Source organism: Paludibacterium flexuosum (assembly GCF_037076605.1).
Lineage (GTDB): Bacteria > Pseudomonadota > Gammaproteobacteria > Burkholderiales > Chromobacteriaceae > Paludibacterium.
In genome coordinates this window covers 3,200,151-3,222,439 of record NZ_AP029060.1, presented here as the reverse complement: position 1 = coordinate 3,222,439, position 22,289 = coordinate 3,200,151, and the positions used below count along the sequence as shown (strand labels likewise).

General features: G+C 63.1%; 27 protein-coding genes. 12 read left to right on the top strand and 15 right to left on the bottom strand.

All coding sequences use genetic code 11. From position 1 onward, the window contains the following. Positions 1-21: 21 nt before the first annotated feature. Entirely contained in the window at positions 22-516 is a 495-nt protein-coding gene (locus AACH39_RS15320; protein WP_215777906.1) for an Lrp/AsnC family transcriptional regulator, read from the top strand. A 69-nt stretch (positions 517-585) separates the two neighbouring features. Here AACH39_RS15320 and AACH39_RS15315 read toward each other — a convergent pair whose 3' ends face one another. Beyond that, complete coding sequence (locus AACH39_RS15315; protein ID WP_215777908.1) at positions 586-1,527, bottom strand: 3'-5' exonuclease; 942 nt, start codon at positions 1,525-1,527, stop codon at positions 586-588. Between the two features lie 306 nt (positions 1,528-1,833). Between AACH39_RS15315 and AACH39_RS15310 the strand changes: the two genes are divergently transcribed. Both AACH39_RS15310 and AACH39_RS15305 read left to right on the top strand, forming a co-directional pair. Continuing rightward, complete coding sequence (locus AACH39_RS15310; protein ID WP_215777910.1) at positions 1,834-2,037, top strand: hypothetical protein; 204 nt, start codon at positions 1,834-1,836, stop codon at positions 2,035-2,037. Positions 2,038-2,263: 226 nt separating this feature from the next. Further along, entirely contained in the window at positions 2,264-4,276 is a 2,013-nt protein-coding gene (locus tag AACH39_RS15305) for a M13 family metallopeptidase (protein WP_338620517.1), read from the top strand. A gap of 58 nt (positions 4,277-4,334) precedes the next feature. Here AACH39_RS15305 and AACH39_RS15300 read toward each other — a convergent pair whose 3' ends face one another. The 9 genes from AACH39_RS15300 to AACH39_RS15260 all read right to left on the bottom strand — a co-directional run bounded on the left by AACH39_RS15300 (position 4,335) and on the right by AACH39_RS15260 (position 10,916). After that, entirely contained in the window at positions 4,335-5,321 is a 987-nt protein-coding gene (locus tag AACH39_RS15300; protein WP_338620516.1) for a serine/threonine protein kinase, read from the bottom strand. 54 nt (positions 5,322-5,375) lie between these two features. Then, a complete protein-coding gene (locus tag AACH39_RS15295) occupies positions 5,376-6,695 on the bottom strand; it encodes a DEAD/DEAH box helicase (RefSeq protein ID WP_215777917.1) in 1,320 nt (439 codons plus the stop codon). 119 nt (positions 6,696-6,814) lie between these two features. Continuing rightward, the gene (locus tag AACH39_RS15290; RefSeq protein WP_215777920.1) at positions 6,815-7,735 is read right to left on the bottom strand and encodes a CobD/CbiB family protein; all 921 of its coding nucleotides are present in this window, start codon (positions 7,733-7,735) and stop codon (positions 6,815-6,817) included. A gap of 64 nt (positions 7,736-7,799) precedes the next feature. Further along, positions 7,800-8,264 (bottom strand): flagellar protein FlgN, encoded by a 465-nt coding sequence (locus tag AACH39_RS15285; RefSeq protein WP_256444947.1) that lies wholly within the window; start codon positions 8,262-8,264, stop codon positions 7,800-7,802. 34 nt (positions 8,265-8,298) lie between these two features. Then, positions 8,299-8,595: a flagellar biosynthesis anti-sigma factor FlgM gene (gene flgM / locus AACH39_RS15280; protein WP_215777926.1), complete on the bottom strand. Its 297-nt coding sequence runs from the start codon at positions 8,593-8,595 to the stop codon at positions 8,299-8,301. A 75-nt stretch (positions 8,596-8,670) separates the two neighbouring features. Further along, positions 8,671-9,348: a flagellar basal body P-ring formation chaperone FlgA gene (gene flgA / locus AACH39_RS15275; RefSeq protein ID WP_338620515.1), complete on the bottom strand. Its 678-nt coding sequence runs from the start codon at positions 9,346-9,348 to the stop codon at positions 8,671-8,673. 18 nt (positions 9,349-9,366) lie between these two features. After that, positions 9,367-9,825, bottom strand: coding sequence for a histidine phosphatase family protein (locus tag AACH39_RS15270; RefSeq protein ID WP_215777931.1), 459 nt, complete (start codon positions 9,823-9,825; stop codon positions 9,367-9,369). Between the two features lie 36 nt (positions 9,826-9,861). Further along, on the bottom strand, positions 9,862-10,569 hold the full coding sequence (locus AACH39_RS15265) for an LrgB family protein (RefSeq protein ID WP_215777934.1): 708 nt from the start codon (positions 10,567-10,569) through the stop codon (positions 9,862-9,864). After that, complete coding sequence (locus tag AACH39_RS15260; protein WP_338620514.1) at positions 10,566-10,916, bottom strand: CidA/LrgA family protein; 351 nt, start codon at positions 10,914-10,916, stop codon at positions 10,566-10,568. Before AACH39_RS15260 ends, AACH39_RS15265 begins: the two co-directional genes overlap by 4 nt. A gap of 81 nt (positions 10,917-10,997) precedes the next feature. Between AACH39_RS15260 and AACH39_RS15255 the strand changes: the two genes are divergently transcribed. From AACH39_RS15255 to AACH39_RS15245, 3 genes are read left to right on the top strand one after another with little or no spacing between them, the layout of a single operon-like run. Continuing rightward, a complete protein-coding gene (locus tag AACH39_RS15255; protein ID WP_252346086.1) occupies positions 10,998-11,528 on the top strand; it encodes a chorismate lyase in 531 nt (176 codons plus the stop codon). Then, positions 11,525-12,394 carry a 4-hydroxybenzoate octaprenyltransferase gene (ubiA, locus tag AACH39_RS15250; protein WP_338620513.1) on the top strand — a complete coding sequence of 290 codons (870 nt, stop codon included), beginning with the start codon at positions 11,525-11,527 and terminating at the stop codon, positions 12,392-12,394. The genes AACH39_RS15255 and ubiA overlap by 4 nt, the downstream gene beginning before the upstream one ends. 60 nt (positions 12,395-12,454) lie before the next feature. Further along, entirely contained in the window at positions 12,455-12,613 is a 159-nt protein-coding gene (locus AACH39_RS15245) for a hypothetical protein (protein ID WP_215777944.1), read from the top strand. Between the two features lie 43 nt (positions 12,614-12,656). Here AACH39_RS15245 and AACH39_RS15240 read toward each other — a convergent pair whose 3' ends face one another. Genes AACH39_RS15240 through hda form a run of 5 tightly spaced genes read right to left on the bottom strand, consistent with a single transcriptional unit; the run spans position 12,657 to position 16,234 of the window. Continuing rightward, entirely contained in the window at positions 12,657-13,079 is a 423-nt protein-coding gene (locus AACH39_RS15240) for a hypothetical protein (protein ID WP_338620512.1), read from the bottom strand. Then, positions 13,076-14,014, bottom strand: coding sequence for a Nudix family hydrolase (locus AACH39_RS15235; RefSeq protein WP_338620511.1), 939 nt, complete (start codon positions 14,012-14,014; stop codon positions 13,076-13,078). Before AACH39_RS15235 ends, AACH39_RS15240 begins: the two co-directional genes overlap by 4 nt. Further along, complete coding sequence (locus AACH39_RS15230) at positions 14,011-14,889, bottom strand: ATP-binding protein (protein WP_215777950.1); 879 nt, start codon at positions 14,887-14,889, stop codon at positions 14,011-14,013. Before AACH39_RS15230 ends, AACH39_RS15235 begins: the two co-directional genes overlap by 4 nt. Before the next feature lie 8 nt (positions 14,890-14,897). Further along, the gene (locus tag AACH39_RS15225) at positions 14,898-15,563 is read right to left on the bottom strand and encodes an HAD family hydrolase (RefSeq protein WP_215777953.1); all 666 of its coding nucleotides are present in this window, start codon (positions 15,561-15,563) and stop codon (positions 14,898-14,900) included. Beyond that, complete coding sequence (hda, locus tag AACH39_RS15220) at positions 15,560-16,234, bottom strand: DnaA regulatory inactivator Hda (protein ID WP_215777955.1); 675 nt, start codon at positions 16,232-16,234, stop codon at positions 15,560-15,562. Before hda ends, AACH39_RS15225 begins: the two co-directional genes overlap by 4 nt. Before the next feature lie 209 nt (positions 16,235-16,443). Between hda and purM the strand changes: the two genes are divergently transcribed. From purM to grxD, 6 genes are all read left to right on the top strand, one after another. Continuing rightward, the gene (gene purM, locus AACH39_RS15215; protein WP_338620510.1) at positions 16,444-17,481 is read left to right on the top strand and encodes a phosphoribosylformylglycinamidine cyclo-ligase; all 1,038 of its coding nucleotides are present in this window, start codon (positions 16,444-16,446) and stop codon (positions 17,479-17,481) included. 72 nt (positions 17,482-17,553) lie between these two features. Continuing rightward, the gene (gene purN, locus AACH39_RS15210; RefSeq protein WP_215777959.1) at positions 17,554-18,192 is read left to right on the top strand and encodes a phosphoribosylglycinamide formyltransferase; all 639 of its coding nucleotides are present in this window, start codon (positions 17,554-17,556) and stop codon (positions 18,190-18,192) included. Next, positions 18,189-19,232 carry a DUF3108 domain-containing protein gene (locus AACH39_RS15205; protein WP_338620509.1) on the top strand — a complete coding sequence of 348 codons (1,044 nt, stop codon included), beginning with the start codon at positions 18,189-18,191 and terminating at the stop codon, positions 19,230-19,232. Before purN ends, AACH39_RS15205 begins: the two co-directional genes overlap by 4 nt. Continuing rightward, positions 19,232-20,485 (top strand): RsmB/NOP family class I SAM-dependent RNA methyltransferase, encoded by a 1,254-nt coding sequence (locus AACH39_RS15200; RefSeq protein ID WP_338621284.1) that lies wholly within the window; start codon positions 19,232-19,234, stop codon positions 20,483-20,485. The genes AACH39_RS15205 and AACH39_RS15200 overlap by 1 nt, the downstream gene beginning before the upstream one ends. Positions 20,486-20,538: 53 nt before the next feature. After that, positions 20,539-21,906 carry a chloride channel protein gene (locus AACH39_RS15195; RefSeq protein WP_215777963.1) on the top strand — a complete coding sequence of 456 codons (1,368 nt, stop codon included), beginning with the start codon at positions 20,539-20,541 and terminating at the stop codon, positions 21,904-21,906. A gap of 61 nt (positions 21,907-21,967) precedes the next feature. Next, positions 21,968-22,285, top strand: coding sequence for a Grx4 family monothiol glutaredoxin (gene grxD, locus AACH39_RS15190; RefSeq protein WP_215777966.1), 318 nt, complete (start codon positions 21,968-21,970; stop codon positions 22,283-22,285). The last annotated feature ends 4 nt before the right edge of the window (positions 22,286-22,289 follow it).

Here is a 22,289-nt window from a genome sequence, read left to right as displayed (position 1 = left end):
GTACTCTCCGGGGCTTTTGCCATGAAACGGGACGACAAGAAACTTGCCATCAGCCAGCTCGACCGCATTGATCGCAAAATCCTCGAGGTCCTGCGTCAGGACGGGCGCATCACTTACCAGCGCCTGTCGGAAATCGTTTACCTGACCCCCCGCCCCTGCCAGGAGCGGGTACGCCGGCTGGAGCAGGCCGGCATTATCCGTGGCTACACGGCCATCATCGACGAAGACGTCCACCCGCTGGGCGTGACCCTGCACGCCAAGATCGCGTTTTCCAGCCAGAGCGGCCGCTCGGCACAGCAGGCCTTCGAGGCGGAAGTGCGGCAGCGCGACGAAGTCCTGGATTGCTGGCTGGTCAGTGGTCAGTTCGACTATGTCGTGCGCATTCAATGCGCCGACATGGACCGGTATCGCACCCTGACCAGCGAATGGCTGGCCAGTGACATCTTCAAGATCGAAAAGATTGTCAGCGATCCGGAAATGCAGGTCATCAAAGGCACCGGCATTTCACGGCCTTAGGACAGCAGCCCGCAGGCCGGTCAATCGCTTCAATATAGACTGCCGCATGGGTTCGGCATTTGGCCTGGATCAAGCTCCCGGCGCGGGGAATTCATAGCTTTTCATGCGAATATTCGGCGAATCTGCCGCATAACGTTCGCACGCAGTCAGTTTGCCGATCTGACAGGGAAAGGACTTGCCGCCGAACACCGCGGCATGGATCTGGTCCAGCACCGCGCGCAGTTCGACTTTGTCCTTGCAGCGGCGCAACCAGCTCTTGGGCAGGTAGCGGGCATCGCTGCCGTCCTGCCACTGAAACCCGCCGACGGCCTTGAGCTTGTCCTTGTCGTCGAAGCGCACTTGCAGGTTCAGCAGAAACGACGGTTTGTCCGCGCTTTGCAGCAGGGCGGCCAGCGCGGTTTCGCCGCGCGGTTCCAGCACCTGCCCGAGCATGAACAGCAGAGCCCAGCAGTCATTCAGAGCACGGTGGCTGTCGTAGAAATAGCCACAGTGGTAGACCAGCAGCTCCAGCTTGGCACTGGTGAAACCCGCCTCCATCCAGTCGATTTCGTTCACCGAGCAGGCAAAGGCTTTGTCGCGGAACACCGGCCAGCGTCGTTCGAGGAAGGGGCGGTCAAAGGCAGCATTGTGGGCGATGACCAGATCGGCCTGACTGGCCAGCGCATTGACGCGCTCGTCATCCATTTGCTGGCCGGCCAGATCGGCATCGCGCAAACCGGTGACGGTCTGCACCACGCGCGACAGCGGCTGCTCCGGGTCTTCGAGGCCGTCATAGTGTCCCTCGATCGCCAGCCACTCGCCGGTATCGCGGCGATAACGCACCAGCAGCATGCCAACCTCGATGACCAGGTCCCGCTGTTTGTCCATGCCGGTGGTTTCGGTATCGATGATCAGCGCCAGACCGGTATCCCCTTCGGCTTCCGCAACGGGCGGCAGGCTTTCCGGCACGCGGCGCAACAGGCGGAAATCGGGATCGTTGGCGAGGGTTTGCAGGGCTTGCAGGGTATCCATGAAATCAATGCATTCGAAGACAATGGTGCATGATACCGCGCAGCAGCCATCCTTCGGAATTTTTCCGGCGCAGGAAAGGCACCCTTCCCCTTGCCTGGCAGCAAAATCCTGTATGACGACTACAATGCAAGCAACAGGCACCGCCCATGGCCATTCGACCTTAATATTGGCTTAATATATTGATTTTTTTGTGTTTTTTAGCAAAAAACCCTAAACTCAACCGCTGCCGTGCCGATAGAAGAAGTGAGATCAGTTTACTGAGCTCTTCTCTTACAGACCGGCGCATCGCCGAACAAGGAGTCCATGATGTCGATCAGCCCCGTTTCTTCTGGCAATAGCCAGGTCTATACCCCGGCAACCAGTGCGACGCGCGAGGCCGCCGAGCCCAAGGTCAATGGCAAGGAAGCCCGCAGTGATGGTGACGGAGATGACGGGGGCGGCAAGATTCAGGCCCCGACGGTCAACACCAGTGGCCAGTTGACCGGCTCGCAGATCAATACCACCGCCTGATGCTTGTACCGGCCGGTACCCGTCGCGGTCACCGGCCCCGCTTCACTGCCCTCCTCTTCCCCCGCCTGTCCGGTCAGGACAATGGACAGGCGGGTACCTGCATGCCAAGGTATGTTTACGGCATATCGTTTGACCCAAGGCAACTACGCCAGTGGCACCCTCTCGCGCCATGCCGCAAAATAGCAGACTTGCATCCTCTTTCGCTCAAATCACAAGAAAGACACCCATGAAACTGCATTCATTGGCATTATTGCTTGGTTTGGCATTTGGTTCTGCCTCAGCCCTGAGCGCACCGGTATCCGGCATCGACTTCAGCGGCTTCGATCGTTCGGTTCGCATCCAGGATGACCTCTTCTCGGCCGTCAATGGTCAGTGGGTCAAGACCACCAGTATTCCCGGCGACCATGCCTCCTATGGCGCCTTCAATAAGCTGCGCGATGACAATGAAGCCCGCAGCCGGCAGTTGATCGAACAAGTCGCCAAGGCGCCGTCCGCCTCTAAGGAGGAACGCAAGCTGGCGGATCTTTACCTGAGCTTCATGGATGTGAAATCGGCTGATCAGCGCGGCCTCAGCCCGCTGTCCGGCCAGTTGGCTCAGATCGCCGGGGCGGACAGTCTGCCGGCGCTCACGCGTCTGTTGGGTCAGCTGCAGGCCGCGCCGATAGAGCTGCCGATCAGTGTCAGCGTCGATCCGGATGCCGCCAATCCGGGCGTGACGCTGTTGCAGTTGAATCAGGATGGCCTGGGTCTGCCGGATCGCGATTATTACCTGCAGAACGATGCCCGTTTTGTCGCCGCGCGCCAGGCCTACCAGGGTTATCTGACCCAGCTGTTTACCCTGGCCGGGATGAGCCATGCCGCCGAACGGGCCACGGCCGTGCTGACGCTGGAAACCCGCATTGCCCAGGCGCAATGGGACAACGTCACCAACCGCGACCCGATCAAGACCTATAACCCGATGAGCCGGGCCCAGTTGCAGAAAACCGCACCCGGCATCGACTGGCAGATCTGGTTTGCAGCGGCCGGGGTGGGCAATACGGACAAGCTGAACCTGACCCAGCCAAGCTATGTCAAGGCACTGGGCGAGCTGTTGCATGACACGCCGTTGCCGGTCTGGCGCGATTATCTGACTATCCGTCTGCTGGACGGCTATGCCCCCTTCCTGAGCAAGCCGTTTGTGGATGCGCATTTCGCGCTGCATCAGCAGGCGCTGTCCGGCGTGAAGGAGCAGCGCGCGCGCTGGAAAAACGGCGTGTCGCTGGTGGAACGCTCGATGGGCGAGGCGCTGGGCAAGCTGTATGTGGCGCAGTACTTCCCGCCCGAGGCCAAGGCCAGGATGGATGAGCTGGTCCACAATCTGATGCAGGCCTACCAGCAAAGCATCGACAAGCTGAGCTGGATGACGCCGGCGACGCGTCAGGCTGCGCAGGAAAAACTGTCCAAGTATCAGATCAAGATCGGCTATCCGGCCAAGTGGCGAGATTATGGCAAGTTGCAGATTGATCGCCACGATCTTGCCGGCAACGTGCTGCGTGCCTCGCAATTTGCCTATCAGTACCGGCTGAGCAAGCTGGGCCGCCCGGTCGATCGCACGGAATGGCAGATGACGCCGCAGACGGTCAACGCTTATTACGACCCTTCGCTGAATGAAATCGTCTTCCCGGCCGGCATCCTGCAGCCGCCGTTCTTCAATGCCAGGGCGGATGAGGCGGTGAACTACGGGGCGATCGGCGCGGTGATCGGCCATGAGATCAGCCATGGCTTTGATGATCAGGGCAGCCAGTTCGACGGAGATGGCAAGCTGCGCAATTGGTGGACGCCGGAGGACCGCAGCCGCTTTGATGCGCTGACCAGCAAGCTGGTGGCGCAGTACGATGCCTATGAGCCGCTGCCGGGCAAGCACATCAACGGCAAGCTCACGCTGGGGGAGAATATTGCCGACAATGCCGGCTTGCAGATTGCCTACAAGGCTTATCACCTGTCACTGGGGGGCAAGCCAGCGGCCGTGATCGACCGGCTGACCGGTGATCAGCGCTTCTTTATCGGGTTTGCGCAGGTATGGCGCAGCAAGATCAAGGATCAGGCCCTGCTGAAGCTGCTGGTGACCGATCCGCACTCACCAGCGGCGTTCCGGCCGCAGGGGGCGGCGGTGAATACCGATGGGTTCTATGACGCCTTCGAGGTCAAGGCAGGTGACAAGATGTTCAAGCCGCAGAGCGAGCGCATCCACCTCTGGTAAGAGACCGGCATTCCGTCTGGCCCGGTCATGGTGACCGGGCTTTTTTTCGTCGGCTGGATCAGACCGGCCAGAGGGGAGGCTCGTCCATCAGGGCGATCTGCTCGCGCAGCTCAAGGATACGATCCTGCCAGTAGCGTTGGCTGCCGAACCAGGGGAAGGCGGCGGGAAAGGCCGGGTCATGCCAGCGCCGTGCCAGCCAGGCGCTGTAATGCATCAGGCGCAGGGTGCGCAGCGCTTCGATGAGATAGAGCTCGCGGGTATCGAATTCGCAGAAGTCCTCATAGCCGGCCAGCAGATCGGCCAGCTGGCGCGACTGGTCTGACCGCTCGCCGGACAACAGCATCCACAGGTCCTGTACCGCCGGACCGCTGCGGCTGTCATCGAAATCGACGAAGTGCGGACCGTCATCGGTCCAGAGCACATTGCCGGCATGACAATCGCCATGCAGACGGATGCTGCGTACCGCGCCGGCGCGGTCAAAGCAGCGCCGCACGCCATCCAGGGCCTGTCGGGCCACGCCCTGATACACCTCGCGCAACTCGGCCGGCAGCCAGTCATGCGCCATCAGCCAGGCCAGCGGTTCTTCGCCGAAGGTCTCGATATTCAGGGCAGGACGGTGCTGGTAGGGCTGGCTGGCGCCAAGCGCATGAATGCGCCCCATGAAGCGGCCCATCCACATCAGGGTGTCGGCCTGGTCGAAATCCGGCATGCGACCGCCGAGACGCGGAAACAGGGCAAAACGGTAGTCAGCGTGCCGGTGCAGGGTGTGCCCGGCAAAGTCCAGCGCGGGGACTACCGGGATTTCCAGCCCGGCCAGGGCGGCCACGAAGGCATGCTCTTCGAGGATTTGTGTCTCGGTCCAGCGTTCGGGCCGGTAGAACTTGGCGACCAGTGGCGGCCCTTCGTCCATGCCGATCTGATAGACACGGTTTTCGTAGCTGTTGAGCGCCAGCAGGCTGCCATCAGGGCGCAGGCCCAGGGTCTCGACGGCGTCGAGCAGGGTATCGGGAGTCAGCCCGGCAAAGGGCGGCGCAGAGGGTTCCATGGGTCGCAGTATATCGGATTGCGACCCATGGCAGGGAAATGCCGGTCAGAATGCTCAGCGGGCGGGGGCGTTGACCTTGTAGCGCGGCGGCAGCAGCAATGCCGGGATTTCACGCTGTTGCTTGCCGCGACCACGGCGAACGGCCTTGGGCTGCTTGATCCCTTCCGGGGCGCCGGTCAGGGCGGCGGCCGTCGGTGCTACCGGGGCTTCCACCACCGGGCGCGGCATCCAGGAGGGCCAGAAGCCATCCACCGCCTGCGCTTCCAGGTTCTTGCGGATCAGCTTGTTGATCGCCTCGAGCTGACGGCTTTCTTCCTGGGACATCAGCGAGATGGCAACGCCGGAGGCACCGGCACGACCGGTACGGCCAATGCGGTGCACGTAGTCTTCCGGGGCGTTGGGCAGCTCGAAGTTGACCACATAGGGCAGTTCGGTGATGTCCAGACCGCGGGCAGCGACATCGGTCGCCACCAGCACCTTGATGCTGCCTTCCTTGAAGGCAGACAGGGTTTCCAGTCGGGCTGCCTGGGCCTTGTCGCCGTGAATGGCTTCGGCGGCATGACCGTCGCGCTTGAGGTCACGGGCAAGCTGATCGGCGCTGAGCTTGGTCTTGCAGAAGACAATGACCTGGCCCATGTCGCGATTGCGGATCAGGTGCGACAGCAGCTTGCGCTTCTGCCAGCCATCCGCGGCATAGACCAGTTGCTCGACGTCTTCATTGGTCGAGTTCTGGCGCGCGACTTCGACCACCTGCGGGTCTCGCATGAAGTCTTCGGCCAGCTTCTTGATTTCCGGCGCGAAGGTGGCGGAGAACAGCAGGGTCTGCCGTTCACGCGGCAGCAAGGCCATGATCTTGCGGATGTCCTGGATGAAGCCCATGTCGAGCATGCGGTCGCCTTCGTCCAGCACCAGCACATCGACTTTGTTCAGCTGCACGGTTTTTTGCGAAACGTGGTCCAGCAGGCGCCCCGGGGTGGCGATGAGGATCTCGACCCCGCGCCGCAGTTCGGCCACCTGGGGATCCATATTGATGCCGCCGAAGATGGTGGTGGCGCGCAGCGGCAGATAACGGGTGTAGGCCTTGACGTTGACGCCGATCTGGTCAGCCAGCTCGCGCGTCGGCGACAGAATCAGGGCGCGCACCGGGTGCATGGCCGGCGAGGCGCTGGCATTGGCGTATTTCTTCAGGCGCTCCAGGATCGGCAGCATGAAGGCGGCGGTCTTGCCGGTACCGGTTTGTGCGGCAGCCAGCATGTCGCGGCCGGTCAACACCAGCGGGATGGCCTTGGCCTGGATCGGGGTGGGCTCGTTATAGCCCTGCTCGCCGATGGCACGGAGCAGCTCCGGCGACAGGCCAAGTTCGGAAAAAGACATGTGAAATCTCCACTGATAATTCTTCAGCAGTGCCAGCGACGGCACTGTACATCACACCCGCAAGGGGCAAGAATGCCAACGCCGCCCTTCGGGGCGGCGCAGGGGGTCGGCGCGATCTCTCAGCCCAGCAGGCTGGCCACGCTCATGAGCAGGATGACCAGTAACCACAACAGGGCGGAGCGCCAGATCAACCCGACGGCACTACGCAGATAGTTCGGATCGGCTTCATCGCCGAGACCGAGTTCCGGCCGGAACTTGACCGTATAGTCCTGCTTCAGCGGGTCACCCAGCCGGATGCCGAGGGCACCGGCTGCGGACGCCAGCAGGATACCGTTGGCGTAATGGCCCCAGGCTTTGGCCTGGGAGCGCCAGCAGTACACCGCATCTTCAAAATCGCCCATCACGGCGAAACTGGCGGCGGTCAGACGCACAGGCAGCCAGTCCAGCCAGCTGGCAGCCCGGTCGGCAAACTGCCCGAAGCGGTCTTCCGCCTGCGGACGATTGCCCCACTTCTGGTACAGCATCTGGCTCAGGCGATACATAAGCGCGCCGGAAGGTCCCGGCAGCAGTACGAACCAGAACATGGTCCCGAACACGAAACGATAGCTGTCCATGACGCCCTGCTCGATCGACAGGCGGGCGATCTCGTTGACGGACAGCTCGGCGCTCGGTTGCCCGGTCCAGCGCGACAGGGCGACCCTGGCATCCAGATCACGCCCCTCGGCCAGCGCCAGGGAAATATCGGAAAACGCACTGGAGAAGTGGCGGAACCCCATCGTCAGGTACAGCACGAAAACGTTCCAGCACAAGGCCAGCACCGGACTGATGGCTTTCAGTCCGTAATAAATGACAATGCTCAGCAGCATCGCCGGCACAATGGCCAGCAGCCAGGCAAAGACGCCATGCCGGTTGGCGCCGGCATTCAGATTTCGCTCGAGATGATTGGCGAATCGAATGAACAGCAGCCAGACGCGGTTGCGGTTGCCGAGCGGGCGAATCTGCTCGAGCCCCAGTGCGAAGATCAGTGATAGCAGGGTCATTGTTTTTGGAAGGTTGTTCAGGCCCAACTGGAAGATACCACAACTACCACCCGGCAATCACTTGTCAGGCCGAACCAAGGTGACGGCCACCGATCGGTACTTGCGCCTGGGCGCCATCCGGCCCGTAGGACATCATCGACGCCGCCGCGCTCTTGAGGACATTCAGCCCCTCCCGGGCACGGTGCAGCCCCTGATTGATCTGCTGGCCGTTAAATTCGTTCAGCACCACGGCGCGCTTGATCGCGCCTTCGAGCTGAAACCAGGCATCACACAGTGCCGGCCGCGAAGTCAGCCATTCATGCACCGCCTGCGGGCTGGTCAGCCCCTGGGTCTGCATCCATTGCTGACGCTGCTGGCTCAGTTGCGCCAGTTGATCCAGCGCCCGGCTCTTGTCATCGGCCAGCTGTTCCAGCTTCAGCACCTCGCCGGCCAGCAGGGCCTGTTGTTCCATTTCCAGAAATGCAATTAGCCGGGACACCTGTTCGGTTTCGTCCCGGCAAAATCTGGCAAACAATTCAATATCCGCCATAACCATCCATATATCAGGCTGTCATGCGCGCGTCTCAGCCCGCCAGCAACTGCCTGGTCGAATTAATCAGCCCGTCGGCAATATCCTCAGCGTTGATCTTGAAGTTGCCGGCAGCGATCGCACTCTTGATGGATTCGACCTTGGCCATATCAAAAGACGGCTCGGTCGCCATGTTCTGGGCAACCTCATTGATCTGGCTGGCCAGCGGGTTGATGGCAACCTGAGACGACGGCGCACTGGAGCTGGACGATTCAGTGTCCTGCTTGCGCTTGGCCGGCTTGTTCTGCGCCGGATAAAGATCCTGGATATTACCCGATTGATCGATTTTCATGATTGGGTCCCTTCCTTCAAGACTCCACGGTTACCTGTATTATCGTCTCAAATATGCGTAACATGAGAAATTATTTTAATTAGATAAGCTTACTACACCATCTTGTCCCGCCACGCCGCGCAACAACTGCCCGTTGGGCATGCGCACCGTCACGACGTCACCCGCGCGGCCATTGGCGATGGCGACCCCCTCGGCCTCCACGCTGAATCCGTCACCACTGACAACCACTCTCACACGCTGATTCATTTTCACAACAAATGGCGGGCGCACCATGAAATTACGCAGCCAGATCCCGGCGGCAGCACCGCTGGTCATGCTCTGACCAACGACCTGGGCGGGGTCCGACAGCACATCACGCGCCATGGCGGCATCCGGTAGCGGCGCCTGGCGCACATCGCCCGGTTCCAGCGTGTCGCCGGCCCTGACAGGCCGGGTCAGCACCAGGCCGAGCACGGTCTCGTTGATGGCGACCGGCAGGCGCAGACGCCAGGCCGGTGCCAGGCAATAGAGATCGATATAGGTGTTGCCACTTGGCACGGCACCATCGGCCCATGCCACCTGAGGGGCGGGGCAGGCCGGCAGAGCCAGACGGCGGTCCAGCCTGCCGAGACGGAAGGTGGCCTGGGGACGCTGACTCAGTTCGCCCTGCACATAGCTGCGCGCCATCTGCTCCAGCAAGGTCAGATTCTGATTCGCAGCCAGTGCCGGCACTGTCAGGCACAGCGCCAGCATCATGAGAAAAATCCGCTTCATGCCGACATTGTAACGCAATCAGTCGTCGAGCATCCCCGGGGTGATCATGGCTTTCAGGCGGACCGGATCGCCACCGGCCTGATGACGCAGGCCCAGCCACCAGATGGCCCCCTTCTTGATGTTCCAGTACTGCGGATCGCCGGACATCAGCCGGGCGGCCAGGCGGCCCAGATAAGGCTGATGGCCGACCAGCACCACCGTGTCGACATGATGGTACTGATCCAGCACCGCCAGCACGTCTTCCATGGCGGCACCGGGGTTCAGGGCCGCCTCGGTCTCGAACCCCTTGCTGAGAAAGGCCGCCGTCTGGCGTGAGCGCTTGGCCTCTGACGCCAGCACCACATAGTCTTGCGGCAGACGACGCCCCAGCCAGGCCGCCATGCTGCGCCCTTGCTGCTGGCCCTTGCGGGTCAGGGCCCGCGACAAATCGTCAGAGCCTTCTTCGGCGTCGGCGTGACGCCACAGGATCAAATCCATGAGTCCCTCTCTGCATGACATTCAAAGCGTTGGTTATTACTTCAGCATACTGCAAATCAGAGGCACCAGCACCGCTGTCCACAAACCGTTCAACCCCATGGCCAGGCCGGCGAAGGCGCCAGCGGTCTCCGACAACTGCAGCGCTCTGGCGGTGCCGACGCCGTGCGCCGCCACACCGGTGGCAAACCCAAGCGTCATGTCGTCCAGCCGTGGAAAGCGCTGCCGCAAGGGACCGAGCAAGGCAGCGCCGAGGATGCCGGTCAGAATGACACCGGCGGCCGCCACCGAGGGGATGCCGCCGATCTGTTCGGCAATGCCCATGGCGATGGGGGTGGTGGCCGAGCGCGGCAGCAGGGACAACAGGATGGGCCGGGGCAGTCCCAGCAGCTTGCCCAGCAGACCGCCGGAGAGAATGCCGACTGCCCCGCCGCCCAGCAGCGCCAGCCCCAGCACGGCGGCATGGCGCTTGAGGTGGTGCAGGTTGTCATACAGCGGCACGGCCAGCGCCACGGTTGCCGGGCCGAGCAGGAGGTGGATGAAACGTCCGCCCGCCATGTACTCCTCGTAGCGGATGCCAGTTGCCCAGAGCACCAGCATCACCAGCAGGACACCGACCAGCACCGTATTGGTGAGGGGATGGCCATGGCAGCGCCGGTTGAGCAGGATGGCCAGCCGATAAGCCAGCAGGGTCAGGAACAGGCCGGTCAGCGGGGAGTGGCGGACGGCCAGCAGGGCTGCGTTCATGGCTGTCTGGCCTTTCTGCGCAGCAAGGCATGCAGCAGGCCGGCGCTGGCCAGCCAGGTCAACAGGGTGGCCAGCAGCACGACGGCCAGCAACTGCCAGGCCAGCGGCGCCAGCTGACTGCGCCAGAGCATGCCCCCGACCCCGGCGGGAATGAACAGCATCGACAGATGGCGCAGCAGGCCCGGTACGGTGCTGCGCAGGTCATCCGGAATGCCGCGGCGCAGGCACAGTGTCAGAAACAGCAGCAGCATGCCCAGCACCGGACCGGGCACCGGCAGGGACAGCAGGCGGGCCAGCGCCTCGCCGGCGATCTGGTAGCCCAGCAGCCAGATCAGGGCATTCAGCATGGCGGGTCTCCACAGGATGATCTGTCTGCCGTGTCGTCGGGCCACGGGACAGCAGGGTTTACGTTTGGCATAATGTGCGCCATGTTTGCCGATACACACTGGGCGGCCACGCCGCCCCACACCTCTGCGCTGCTGCAGCCATGGCTGACGGACAGCACCTCCCTGACGGAACGACTGATGGCCACCGGTCGCGAGTTTGCCGTGCGCGTACTGTATCAGGGGCCTTCGGTGGCCGCCTCCGACGAGGCCGACCTGGTCGGCGCGGCCGCCGGCAGCCCGCTCAGCGCCCGGCATGTCGCCCTGACGCTGGATGGCGTTTGTGTCGTCGTGGCGCGCAGCATCATCCGCCCCGGTTGCCCGGTCTGGGAGCCGATCCTGCAGCGCGGCAGCCGCTCGCTCGGCCTGACGCTGTTCAGTCAGGACAGCGCGATTATACGTCAACCCCTGCGCTATCGTGAGCTGCAGCCCGGCCACCCGCTGTTTGCGCTGGTGCGCGGCCAGGATATGGAAGAGGCGCCGCGCTATGCCGCCCGACGCTCCACTTTTCTGCTCGATGGCGCCGCCCTGAATGTATGCGAGGCCTTTCTGCCGGTCTTGGAGACCTTCCTGTGACGACAGCGCTGCGCGACAGGCTGACCATCTACAGCCAACTCATGCGTCTGGACAAGCCCATCGGCACCCTGCTGCTGCTTTGGCCGACGTTGTGGGCCATCTGGATTGCCTCGGCCGGCCACCCGACGCTGCCGGTTCTGCTGATCTTCTGTCTGGGCACCTTGCTGATGCGCTCGGCGGGCTGTGTCATCAACGATTATGCCGACCGTGATTTCGATGCCCTGGTGGCGCGCACCAGCGGGCGTCCCTTTGCACGCAAGGCGGTCAGTGGCAAGGAGGCCTTGCTGCTGGCTGGCGGCCTGGCGCTGCTGTCCCTGCTGCTGATCCTGCCGCTCAACCGGCTCACCCTGCTGTTGAGCGTGCCGGCGGTGCTGGTGGCCGCCAGTTACCCCTATACCAAGCGTTTCTTCCCGCTGCCGCAGGCCTATCTGGGCATCGCCTTTTCCTTTGGCATCCCCATGGCCTTTGCCGCCATCGGCAACCATGTCCCGCTGCTGGCCTGGCTGATGATGCTGGCGACGGCTTTCTGGGTGGTGGCCTACGACACGGCCTATGCCATGGCCGACAAACCGGACGATCTGAAAATCGGCATCAAGACCTCGGCCATTACCTTTGGCCGTTTCGATGCCGAGGCGGTCATGCTGTGCCACGCCGTGTTTCTGGTCCTGATGAGCTGGCTCGGCCGCCAGTGGCAGTTCGGCCTGGTCTTTTATGCCGGGATACTTGTATCCGCATTCCTGATTATGCTTCAGTACCGCGAGATCAAGGGGCGTGACCGGCAGCGCTGCTTCAAGGCTTTCCTGGATAACAACCGTGTCGGTCTGGTGCTGTTTGTCGCCATCGTCCTGGACTACCTGAGCCGATAAGCTGCCGAGGCCCTTCCCTGCTCGCGACCTCTGACAACCCCGCACAGACAGGAACCGCCCATGAAAACCGTTGTTGCCCTGCTACTGGCGTGCGCCGTCGCCGCGCCGGCTTTTGCCGCCGACGCCTCGGCCCCGAAGGACATGAAACAGATGGAAAAACAGCACAAGCCCATGCACAAGAAACAGATGCACATGAAGAAGAAGGCCTCCGCCGCATAAACCGGCGGACTTCAGACGACAACAGGCGCCGCGGCGCCTGTTGTCATTTCACCTGCAGGGGCAGGCGGTAGCGCTGCCCGTTCAGCAGCAAGACCATCTGCCAGTCGCGGCGCCCGGTAACACAGACCGGCAGGGTCGCCCGCGCGCGCCACCCCGTGGCGCTGCGTACGAAGCGGTAGCGGTTGAATCCCATGTCCATGCTTTGCATGCTGAATTCCGCTGCCGGCTCCTCGCCGCCGACCCCGGTCAGTTCGATGACAAAGGGCTGCCCCACCACGATCGGACCGAAAAAGCGCAGGGTGCCGCCGCCCGGCAAAGCACAGGAGGTCGCCCCTGCCGCACAGGGCAAGGTCTGTGCCACGGACTTGTCCTGTCCGGACTGCCAATACCAGCGCAGCACCACCAGCTTGACGATGCCCAGCGCCAGCAAGGCCAGCGCGAGCAGCAGCCACTGGCGGCGGTTCATGACCAGGCGCCCCGCATCAGGGCCACGCCGTGCGCGCCATGCGCCTGCGCCAGCGCCAGGTCCGCCGCGTTCAGCCCGCCAAGCGCATACACCGGCAGGGGCGCACCGACCGCCAGCATCTGGCTGAAACCAGTCCAGCCCAGCCCCGGCGCGCCGGGGTGGCTCGGCGTCGGCAGCACATGTCCCAGCAGCGCATAGTCCAGACCGAGCTCACCGGCCTGCTGCAGCTCAGCGGCCTGATGCACGGAGGCACCGACCCAGGGGAAGTCAGGCCGGGCATGACAGGCCAGCAGGCGTGCCGCCGTGAGGTGCACACCATCAATCGGCCACCCAGCCAGCTGTGCCGGATCGGCATTGACCAGCACACGCCCCCCATAGCCATGCACCCGCTGCGCCACCGCCTCGGTGAAGCGCCGCAGCGCCGGCAGGCTCATCTCCGGCTCGCGCACCTGCACCAGGCGCGGGGCATCCGGCGCACTCAGCCGGTGCAGAATGGCGTCCTCGCCCACCAGATGGGCACAGGTGATGGCATAGTCGAATGGCAGGGACAGGGCCTTGATGATCGGGCCATTGGCCGGCAGCATCGGCTCGACCGTCACGGTGCCCGGCGCCATCCAGGCAAACTGCTGCCCCTCCAGCGGACGCGGCTCGCCCTGCCAGTCCCAGACACGGAAAAAGCGCAGCCTGACCGAGGCATGTTCATAGTGGTGCTCGCGCGTCTGCCAGTAACTGGCCCGCGTCATGCGGATGCCCATTTCTTCTGCCAGCTCGCGCGCCAGCGCCTGCTCGAAGCTTTCGCCCGGCTCGACCTTGCCGCCGGGGAATTCCCAGTAACCCGCATAGGGTTTGCCCTCCGGGCGGCTGCCGAGCATATAGCTGCCATCGGGCCGGGTCAGAACCCCGGCCACCACTTCAATGATTTTTGGGGAGGTCATGTCGCCTGCCATACCTTGCGTTCTTTCTTGCTGCGCCCGGCCCAGTCGCAGGCAAACTGCCAGGCCACACGCCCGGAACGGCCGCCACGGGTGAGGGACCATTGCAGCGCTGCCCGTTCGGCCACGGCATCGAATTCGACGGCAAAATGCGCCAGCCAGCCACGGACGGCATCCAGGTACGCCTGCTGATCAAAGGGATAAAACGACAGCCACAGGCCGAAGCGATCCGACAGCGAGATCTTTTCCTCAATGGCCTCGCCGGGATGGATCTCGCCATCGCGGGCGTGAGTATCGAGATTGTCGGCCTGACGCTCCGGCAGCAGGTGGCGCCGGTTGGAGGTGGCATACACCAGCAGGTTGGCCGCCCGGCGGGCAATTCCGCCATCGAGCGCCACCTTGAGCGCCTTGTAGCCATCATCGCCGGCCTCGAAGGAGAGGTCATCGCAAAACAGGATGAAGCGCTCGGGTCGCCCGGCCACCAGATCGACCATCATCGGCAGATCGGCGAGATGATCCTTGTCGACCTCGATCAGGCGCAGCCCCTGGTCGGCGAACAGCGGCAGCAGGGTCTTGATCAGCGAGGTTTTGCCGGTGCCGCGCGCCCCGGTCAGCAGCACATTATTGGCCGGCCGGCCGCGCACGAACTGGCGCGTGTTCTGGATCAGCTGCTCGCGCTGCCGTTCGACATGGGTCAACTGCCCGGGCAACAGGGTGTGGGGCTCATGAATCGGCGCCAGCCAGCCCGCCGCGCCCTGACGGCGCCAGACGAAGGCCGGGGCGGTCCAGTCCGGGGCCTGCGGTGCCGGCGGCAACAGGGTCTCCAGCCGCGACAGCACGGTCTCGGCGCGCACCAGCAAGGCTTCGAGCTTGTCCATGGGCCGCCTCAGTCGCGCAGCGAGACGACGGGCCAGTCATGCGCCTCGGCATGGGCACGCAGTACCGGGTCCGGATCCACTGCCACCGGGTGGCTCACCAGCGACAACAGGGGCAGATCGTTCTTGGAGTCACTGTAGAAGAAGGTCTTGTCATACTGCGCCAGCTGTTCGCCGCGCTCGGCCAGCCAGGCATGCAGGCGGGTGATCTTGCCCTCCTGGAAGCTCAGCACGCCTTCGGAACGACCGGTGAAATTGCCGGCCGAATCCTGTTCCAGCTCGATGGCAATCAGGTGCTCGACGCCCAGTTCGGCGGCAATCGGCGCCGTGAGGAAGCGGTTGGTCGCGGTAATGATCAGCACCAGATCGCCCTGCGCCCGGTGTGCCGCCAGCAACTGGCGCGCCTTGTCCGGAATGATCGGCAGGATGTGCTCGGCCATGTATTCGGCATGCAGGGCATCCAGCTCGCTGCGCGGGAAGTCCGCCAGGTGCGCCAGCTGGTGGTTGAGTGCTTCCTGCAGGTTGAGTGTTCCGGCCAGGTACTGCTGGTAATACGCCTCGCTCTTTTCCAGGTGCGCCGGCGGCAGCAGTCCGCGCTTGAGCATGAAACGCGGCCACTCGGCCTCGGAGTCACCGGCAATCAGGGTATTGTCGAGATCGAAAATCGCGAGATTCATGGTTGGGCTCTGGTGGTTTGCAAAACGTTTTTGACCAGCGGCACGGTAATCGGCCGGCGCATGGCCAGCGAGTAGCGATCGAGCATGTCGAGCATCGAGATCAGGCTGGACAGGTCGCGCCGCCAGTGGGTCAGCAGATAGCGGAACACATCGTCGGCTACCGCCAGCTGCCGCTTGGCGGCGTGGGCATGCAGGGCAGCCAGTTTTTCCTCGTCGGACAGCGCCTTGACCTCGAACACCAGGCCCCAGCCCAGCCGGGTGCGCAGGTCATCGCGCACGGCCAGCGCCAGCGGCGGCTTGCGCCCGGCCATCAGCAGGTAACCGCTGCCGGCATCTTTCAGCGAGTTGTAGATCGAGAACAGGGTGATCTGATCATCCGGATCCAGGTCATCGATATGGTCGACGGCGATGAAGCTGGCCTCGCGGGCGAAGTCCGGCAGGCGCTCCAGCTTGGCGTCGAGATAGATGGAGGAACGCCCCAGCGTCTCGGCATGGGCAATCCAGGCCTGCAGCAGGTGCGTCTTGCCGCTGCCGGCATCGCCCCACAAATAGATGAAGCGTTCGCTGCCCGGGTCGGTCAGGGCAGAGATCACTTCCCGGTTGCGTTCGGCGACGAAAGTATCGAAAACCGGCAGGGGAACAGGGGCTAAATCCAGTACGAGCTGATCCAAAATCTTGGGCGTGCGAAAGAAAAGTTCAGGGTCTGATTTTACGCTGAACCGGGGCTTGGGCGAAACCTCGTTTTTTTGTCCGCTGCCCGCCCTGTCTCATGACAGTCGATTGACCAGCCAAAGGAGGAAAATTCGGTTAAAATACAGCGGCTTTTGTGCAGATAAAAGCTCGACGTCAAACTATGTCACGTGAAGAAAGCGAGCAGATCTTGAATCCCACGTCCCTCAGTTATCGCGATGCCGGTGTTGATATCGATGCCGGCGACGCGCTGGTCGAAAACATCAAGCCCTACGCCAAGCGCACCATGCGTCCGGAAGTGCTCGGCGGTATCGGCGGTTTCGGCGCACTGGTGGAAATCTCCAAAAAGTACCGCGAGCCGGTACTGGTTTCCGGTACCGACGGCGTCGGCACCAAACTGAAGCTGGCCTTTGACTGGCAGCGCCATGACACCGTGGGCATCGATCTGGTGGCCATGAGCGTCAACGACATTCTGGTGCAGGGCGCGGAACCGCTGTTCTTCCTCGACTACTTTGCCTGCGGCAAGCTGGACGTCGCGCAGGCCACGGAAGTGGTCAAGGGCATTGCAGCCGGTTGCGAACAGGCTGGCTGTGCGCTGATCGGCGGCGAGACCGCGGAAATGCCCGGCATGTACCCGGTCGGCGAGTATGACCTGGCCGGCTTTGCCGTCGGCGTGGTGGAAAAAGCGGCCATCATCACCGGCCGCAGTATCCGCCCGGGCGATGTGGTGCTGGGCCTGGCGTCCAATGGCGCCCACTCCAACGGCTACTCGCTGATCCGCAAGATCATCGAGCGCGCCGCGCCGGATCTGGACGCGCCGTTTGCCGACGGCAAGTCGCTGCGCGACACCGTCATCGCCCCGACCCGCATCTACGTCAAGCCGCTGCTGGCGCTGATGCAGCAGCTGCCGGTCAAGGGCATGGCCCACATCACCGGTGGCGGCATTACCGAGAACACCCCGCGCGTCCTGCCGGAAGGGGTGGTCGCGGAAATCGATGCCGCCAGCTGGCCGTTGCCGCCGCTGTTCCAGTGGTTGCAGCAGCAGGGTGGTGTCGACGCGCAGGAAATGTACCGTACCTTCAACTGCGGCATCGGCATGGTGGTCATCGTGGCGCCGGAGCATGCGGCCGAGGCCAGTGCGCTGCTGGCACAGCAGGGTGAAACGGTTTATACCATCGGCAAGATCCGCCAGCGGGATGGCGCCGAGCATCAGACCCGGGTAAGCTAAGCTCCGTCCGTCACGGCGCCGCGGATCGTCCCCGCGGCGCCGTTATTTTTTGGCACAGCCAGGCGAACACACATGAAAAACATCGTCATCCTGATTTCCGGTCGCGGCTCCAATATGGAGGCCATCGTGCGCGCCCGGCTGCCCGGCGTGCACATTGCCGCCGTCCTGTCCAACCGGGCGGAGGCGGCCGGCCTGGCCTTCGCCCGCGAGCATGGCATTGCCACCGGCGTCGTGGATCACAAGCAATTTGACTCGCGCGAAGCCTTCGACAGCGCCCTGGCGCAGGAAATCGACCGCCACCACCCCGACCTGGTGGTACTGGCCGGCTTCATGCGCATCCTGACCCCGGCGTTCACCCGTCATTACGAAGGACGCATGCTCAACATCCACCCGTCGCTGCTGCCGGCCTTCACCGGCCTGCACACGCACCAGCGCGCCATTGAGGCCGGCTGCAAGCTGGCCGGCTGTACGGTGCATTTCGTCACAGCAGAGCTGGACCACGGGCCGATCGTGGCCCAGGCGGCCGTCCCCGTCCTGCCGGATGATGACGAAAGCCGTCTGGCGGCCCGCGTGCTGCAGCAGGAGCACCGGCTGTATCCCCAGGTCATTGGCTGGTTTGCCGCAGGGCGCCTGCAATGGCAACAGGGGCGTGTCTACCTGCACGAGGAGGCGGATCGCGGTGGCGATGCGCTGGTGAATCCGCGCGGATGAAGCGTCTGCAGCGACAGGCCCTGCTGCTGGCCCTGCTGGTCTCGGTGCTGCTGCATCTGGCACTGCTGGGCTCCGGCTGGCTGCCCTCCTTCGCCCCGCCGCCGGACAGCAAGCTCGATCCGATCAGCATCCGCCTGCAGGCCATGCAACTGGACCCGGCACCAGCGCCCCCCACCCCCGCAGCCAAAAAAGAAGAGAAAGGCACCATGAGCGTGGCCGCCCTGCCCGGCCACGGGCAACGCCCGCTCAAGAAGCGGCCGGACAGCGACCAGGCCAGCAGTAGCCCGGCGGCGGTTGCCTCCGACGTCGCGAGCAGGCTGCCGCAGCAGGAGGCCTCCGCCCCGCAGGAGGACAGCCGGAATGCCATCCTGAGTCCGGAGCACGCCCTGCCGCGCTTCCCCAAGGTCGCCCAACTGCACTACCAGGTCTTCTATGGTGCCCTGATGGCCGGGGTGGCGATCATCGACTGGCAGCGCAGCGGCAACCACTATGTGCTGGAAAGCCGCATCCGGCCGATTTTCGGCCCCACGCTGCGCTATCGCTCGAGCGGGGTGATCAGCAGGCACGGGCTCAAGCCCATCGATTACCAGGCCTTCCGCAACGACGATGCGCGCGAACACGCGCATTTCGACTGGGACGGGCTGATACTGGATTACGGCGAGGACAATCGCCAGCAAGTCGCCCTGCAAAAGGGGGCGCAGGATATTTTCAGCCTGATTTACCAGTTGGCGCTGAAAGGGTCGGATGGCGAATCGGTGCAGATCACCACCGGCAAGAAGGTTTACCAATATCCGCTGACCGCGGTCGGCCAGGCCGATTTCGATACCGGCTTCGGCAAGATCCATGCGCTGGTTTTCCGTGCCAGCGGCAGCGACGACACCACCGAATTCTGGCTGGCGCCGGATTTCGCCAATCAACCCGTCCGGATCATCCGTTCGGACACTAGAATGAAACTGGACATGCGGGTCACCGACATTGTCATTGACGACAACAGCGAGTGGCACCTGCCCAAACCCACACCGAGAAAGCACGACAAATGATTCACGCCGCCCAACTGGGACATATTGAAAACGTTATCGGCCAGATGCTGGCCTTTGATCGACCGGCCGACGCGGTTCTGTCGAATTACTTCTACCAGAACAAATCGCTCGGCGCGCAGGATCGCCACCTGATTGCCGAAACCGCCTTTGCCTGCCTGCGCCGGCTGAGCCAGCTGCGGGCGCTGATCGAACCGGATCGTATCACCGCGCGCCGCCTGGCCCTGGCCACCCTGGCCCGGGTGCGCGGCCTCAATCTGAAAGAATTCGGCAGTACCCTGAAGAACAACGAGGCAGAGTGGCTCTCCACCTTCAAGGCCCGCACCCTGCCGGACGATCTGGCCATCCAGGCCGAGCTGCCACAATGGGTGATCGACCGCCTGGAAGACCAAAGCCCGGAAGCCGTGATGGCACTGGGCCGCGCCATGATGCAAAGTGCGCCGCTGGATCTGCGCGTCAATCTGCTCAAGATGAAGCGCGACGAGGCGCTGAGCCGACTGGATGAAGCCGGCATCAAGGCGGTGGCCACGCCCTATTCGCCGATCGGCATTCGTGTCGAAGGCAAGCCGGCACTCAACAAGCTGGAGCTCTTCAAGAGCGGTGCCATCGAGGTACAGGACGAAGGCAGCCAGATCCTCGGCCTGATGGTCGGTGCCCGCCGCGGCGAGATGGTGGCCGATTTCTGCGCCGGCGCCGGTGGCAAAACCCTGCTGCTGGGCGCACAGATGGCCTCCACCGGCCGGCTGTATGCTTTCGATATCGCGGAAAAGCGTCTGGCCAATCTCAAGCCGCGCCTGGCCCGCTCCGGCCTGTCCAACGTTCACCCGCAGCTGATTGCCAATGAAAACGACGCCCGTATCAAGCGCCTGGCCGGCAAGCTGGATCGCGTGCTGGTCGATGCCCCCTGCTCCGGTCTCGGCACCCTGCGCCGCAACCCGGATCTGAAGTTCCGCCAGACGCCGGAATCGGTGGCCGCGCTGAACGAGCAGCAGCTTTCGATCCTGACCAGCGCCAGCCGCCTGGTACGCCAGGGCGGACGACTGGTCTATGCGACCTGCAGCCTGCTGCCACAAGAAAACCAGCAGATCGTCGACAGCTTCCTTTCTACTCATCCGGAATATTCTATTATTCCGGCATCAGAGATCCTCGCCGAGCAGAAAATCCCGCTGGCAATGCAAGACACGCTCAGCATCAATCCGGCACGTGACAATATGGACGGTTTCTTCGCCGTGGTATTGGCAAAAGAGGGCAAATGACCTAAGATTGAATATTAGATAATTCGAATTTTTCAAAAAAGGACGATAGCCGCATGCCAGATCAGCACGTTGCCGGACTGCTCAGACAACAGATAAGTCGGCGTCTGCGCCACTTTGTCCTGTCGACAGCCCTGTGGCGACGACGTTCCCCGATCTGGCTGGCGGCCGTGCTGATCGGCATTACCGCTTTCATCTTTTCGAGCGGCAGCAAACTGGCGCACAGCCTGTTCGAAGCCGCCTACGCCCACTCGCCCTACTGGTCGCTGCTGATTACCCCCTGCGGCCTGGGGCTGTCGGTGCTCCTGCTCAATCGCTACTTCGCCGGGGCCGTCGGCGGCGGCATTCCGCAGGCCATTGCCTCGCTGCATCCCGGCACCCTGGCGCTGCGCGAGCGCATCCTGACCATCAAGGCCGCCTTCGGTCAGATCCTGCTGACCCTGATCGGTATTTCCTCCGGCGCCACCTTCGGCTACGAGGGCCCGATCGTGCAGGTCGGGGCTGCCATCAAGTACAGCCTGAACCGGGCCTCCGCGATCAAGAACGAGGGGACCTCGCGCAGTCTGATCCTGGCCGGCGGCGCCGCCAGCGTCGCCGCCGCCTTCAATGCGCCGCTGGCCGGCATCGTGTTCGCCATTGAAGAGATGAGCCATGCCTTCGACCAGCGGGCCACCTCGACCATTCTGCTGTCGGTGATCATTGCCGGTCTGACCGCCATGAGTCTGGAAGGCAATTACAACTACTTCGGCATCACCTCGGTCACGATCGACCTGCACCAGGGCTGGGTTGCCCTGCCGGTCTGCGGCATCGCCGGGGGGCTGCTCGGCGGCCTGACCGCCAAGGTCATGCTCAAGCTGGCCAGTCATCTGCCGACCCCGCTCAACCGTCTGCGCGCGGAGCACCCGATCCTGTTTGCCATGCTGTGCGGCCTGCTGATTGCCGTCATCGGCATTCTGGCCCATGGCATCACCTTCGGTACCGGCTACTGGCGCGCGCGCGAAATCATCCTGCAAGGCGGTGACGGCCTGGAGGCCTATGGTCCCCTCAAGTGGCTGACCATGCTGATCAGCTTCATCAGCGGCGCACCGGGCGGCACGCTGGCGCCTTCGCTGGCGGTTGGTGCAGGTATCGGACTTAATCTGGCGTCGCTGATGCCGGATCTGCCGCAGACCGCCATCATCCTGCTGGGCATGGTGGCTTTCTTCTCCGGCATGACCCAGGCGCCGATGACCGGCTTCGTCATCGTGATGGAAATGAGCGACTCCTCCAGCATGATCATCCCGCTGATGGCCGCGGCACTGATTGCCGCCAACCTGTCGCGCTTCATCTGCCGCAAGGCGCTGTACGGTGAACTGGGCAATATGCTGCTGCGCAAGGTCCGGCAGCAAGAAGCACAAATTGACCAGGCGCGGCGCGCCGCGTAAAATACCCAATCAGATCAGTCGGGTATTAATCCCGCATGCCCTCATCATCAGGAGCCCAGCCATGGACACCCAGCAACACATTCAGCAAACCGTTACTGACAATCCGGTCGTACTCTACATGAAGGGCTCGGCCCAGTTTCCGCAATGCGGTTTCTCCTCCCGCGCCGTACAGTTGATCAAGGCCTGTGGCGTCGCCAAATTCCTCACGGTGGATGTCCTGGCTGACCCGGACGTGCGTCAGGGCATCAAGGAATTCTCCAACTGGCCGACCATCCCGCAACTGTACGTCAAGGGCGAGTTCATCGGCGGGTCGGACATCATGGCCGAAATGTACCAGAACGGAGAGCTGCAAAGCCTGCTGAAGGAATTTGCCGGCTGAGGCA

Excerpts from the sequence above, each read along its gene's own strand:
- AACH39_RS15295 (WP_215777917.1), bottom strand. The coding sequence starts at position 6,695 with ATGTCTTTTTCCGAACTTGGCCTGTCGCCGGAGCTGCTCCGTGCCATC.
- AACH39_RS15235 (WP_338620511.1), bottom strand. The coding sequence starts at position 14,014 with ATGACCTCCCCAAAAATCATTGAAGTGGTGGCCGGGGTTCTGACCCGG.
- AACH39_RS15300 (WP_338620516.1), bottom strand. The coding sequence starts at position 5,321 with ATGGAACCCTCTGCGCCGCCCTTTGCCGGGCTGACTCCCGATACCCTG.
- AACH39_RS15245 (WP_215777944.1), top strand. The coding sequence starts at position 12,455 with ATGAAAACCGTTGTTGCCCTGCTACTGGCGTGCGCCGTCGCCGCGCCG.
- purN (WP_215777959.1), top strand. The coding sequence starts at position 17,554 with ATGAAAAACATCGTCATCCTGATTTCCGGTCGCGGCTCCAATATGGAG.
- AACH39_RS15315 (WP_215777908.1), bottom strand. The coding sequence starts at position 1,527 with ATGGATACCCTGCAAGCCCTGCAAACCCTCGCCAACGATCCCGATTTC.
- AACH39_RS15230 (WP_215777950.1), bottom strand. The coding sequence starts at position 14,889 with ATGGACAAGCTCGAAGCCTTGCTGGTGCGCGCCGAGACCGTGCTGTCG.
- AACH39_RS15240 (WP_338620512.1), bottom strand. The coding sequence starts at position 13,079 with ATGAACCGCCGCCAGTGGCTGCTGCTCGCGCTGGCCTTGCTGGCGCTG.
- AACH39_RS15265 (WP_215777934.1), bottom strand. The coding sequence starts at position 10,569 with ATGAACGCAGCCCTGCTGGCCGTCCGCCACTCCCCGCTGACCGGCCTG.
- AACH39_RS15305 (WP_338620517.1), top strand. The coding sequence starts at position 2,264 with ATGAAACTGCATTCATTGGCATTATTGCTTGGTTTGGCATTTGGTTCT.
- AACH39_RS15310 (WP_215777910.1), top strand. The coding sequence starts at position 1,834 with ATGTCGATCAGCCCCGTTTCTTCTGGCAATAGCCAGGTCTATACCCCG.
- AACH39_RS15270 (WP_215777931.1), bottom strand. The coding sequence starts at position 9,825 with ATGGATTTGATCCTGTGGCGTCACGCCGACGCCGAAGAAGGCTCTGAC.
- AACH39_RS15290 (WP_215777920.1), bottom strand. The coding sequence starts at position 7,735 with ATGACCCTGCTATCACTGATCTTCGCACTGGGGCTCGAGCAGATTCGC.
- flgM (WP_215777926.1), bottom strand. The coding sequence starts at position 8,595 with ATGAAAATCGATCAATCGGGTAATATCCAGGATCTTTATCCGGCGCAG.
- AACH39_RS15205 (WP_338620509.1), top strand. The coding sequence starts at position 18,189 with ATGAAGCGTCTGCAGCGACAGGCCCTGCTGCTGGCCCTGCTGGTCTCG.
- flgA (WP_338620515.1), bottom strand. The coding sequence starts at position 9,348 with ATGAAGCGGATTTTTCTCATGATGCTGGCGCTGTGCCTGACAGTGCCG.
- AACH39_RS15255 (WP_252346086.1), top strand. The coding sequence starts at position 10,998 with ATGTTTGCCGATACACACTGGGCGGCCACGCCGCCCCACACCTCTGCG.
- AACH39_RS15285 (WP_256444947.1), bottom strand. The coding sequence starts at position 8,264 with ATGGCGGATATTGAATTGTTTGCCAGATTTTGCCGGGACGAAACCGAA.
- grxD (WP_215777966.1), top strand. The coding sequence starts at position 21,968 with ATGGACACCCAGCAACACATTCAGCAAACCGTTACTGACAATCCGGTC.
- AACH39_RS15260 (WP_338620514.1), bottom strand. The coding sequence starts at position 10,916 with ATGCTGAATGCCCTGATCTGGCTGCTGGGCTACCAGATCGCCGGCGAG.
- AACH39_RS15320 (WP_215777906.1), top strand. The coding sequence starts at position 22 with ATGAAACGGGACGACAAGAAACTTGCCATCAGCCAGCTCGACCGCATT.
- AACH39_RS15195 (WP_215777963.1), top strand. The coding sequence starts at position 20,539 with ATGCCAGATCAGCACGTTGCCGGACTGCTCAGACAACAGATAAGTCGG.
- AACH39_RS15225 (WP_215777953.1), bottom strand. The coding sequence starts at position 15,563 with ATGAATCTCGCGATTTTCGATCTCGACAATACCCTGATTGCCGGTGAC.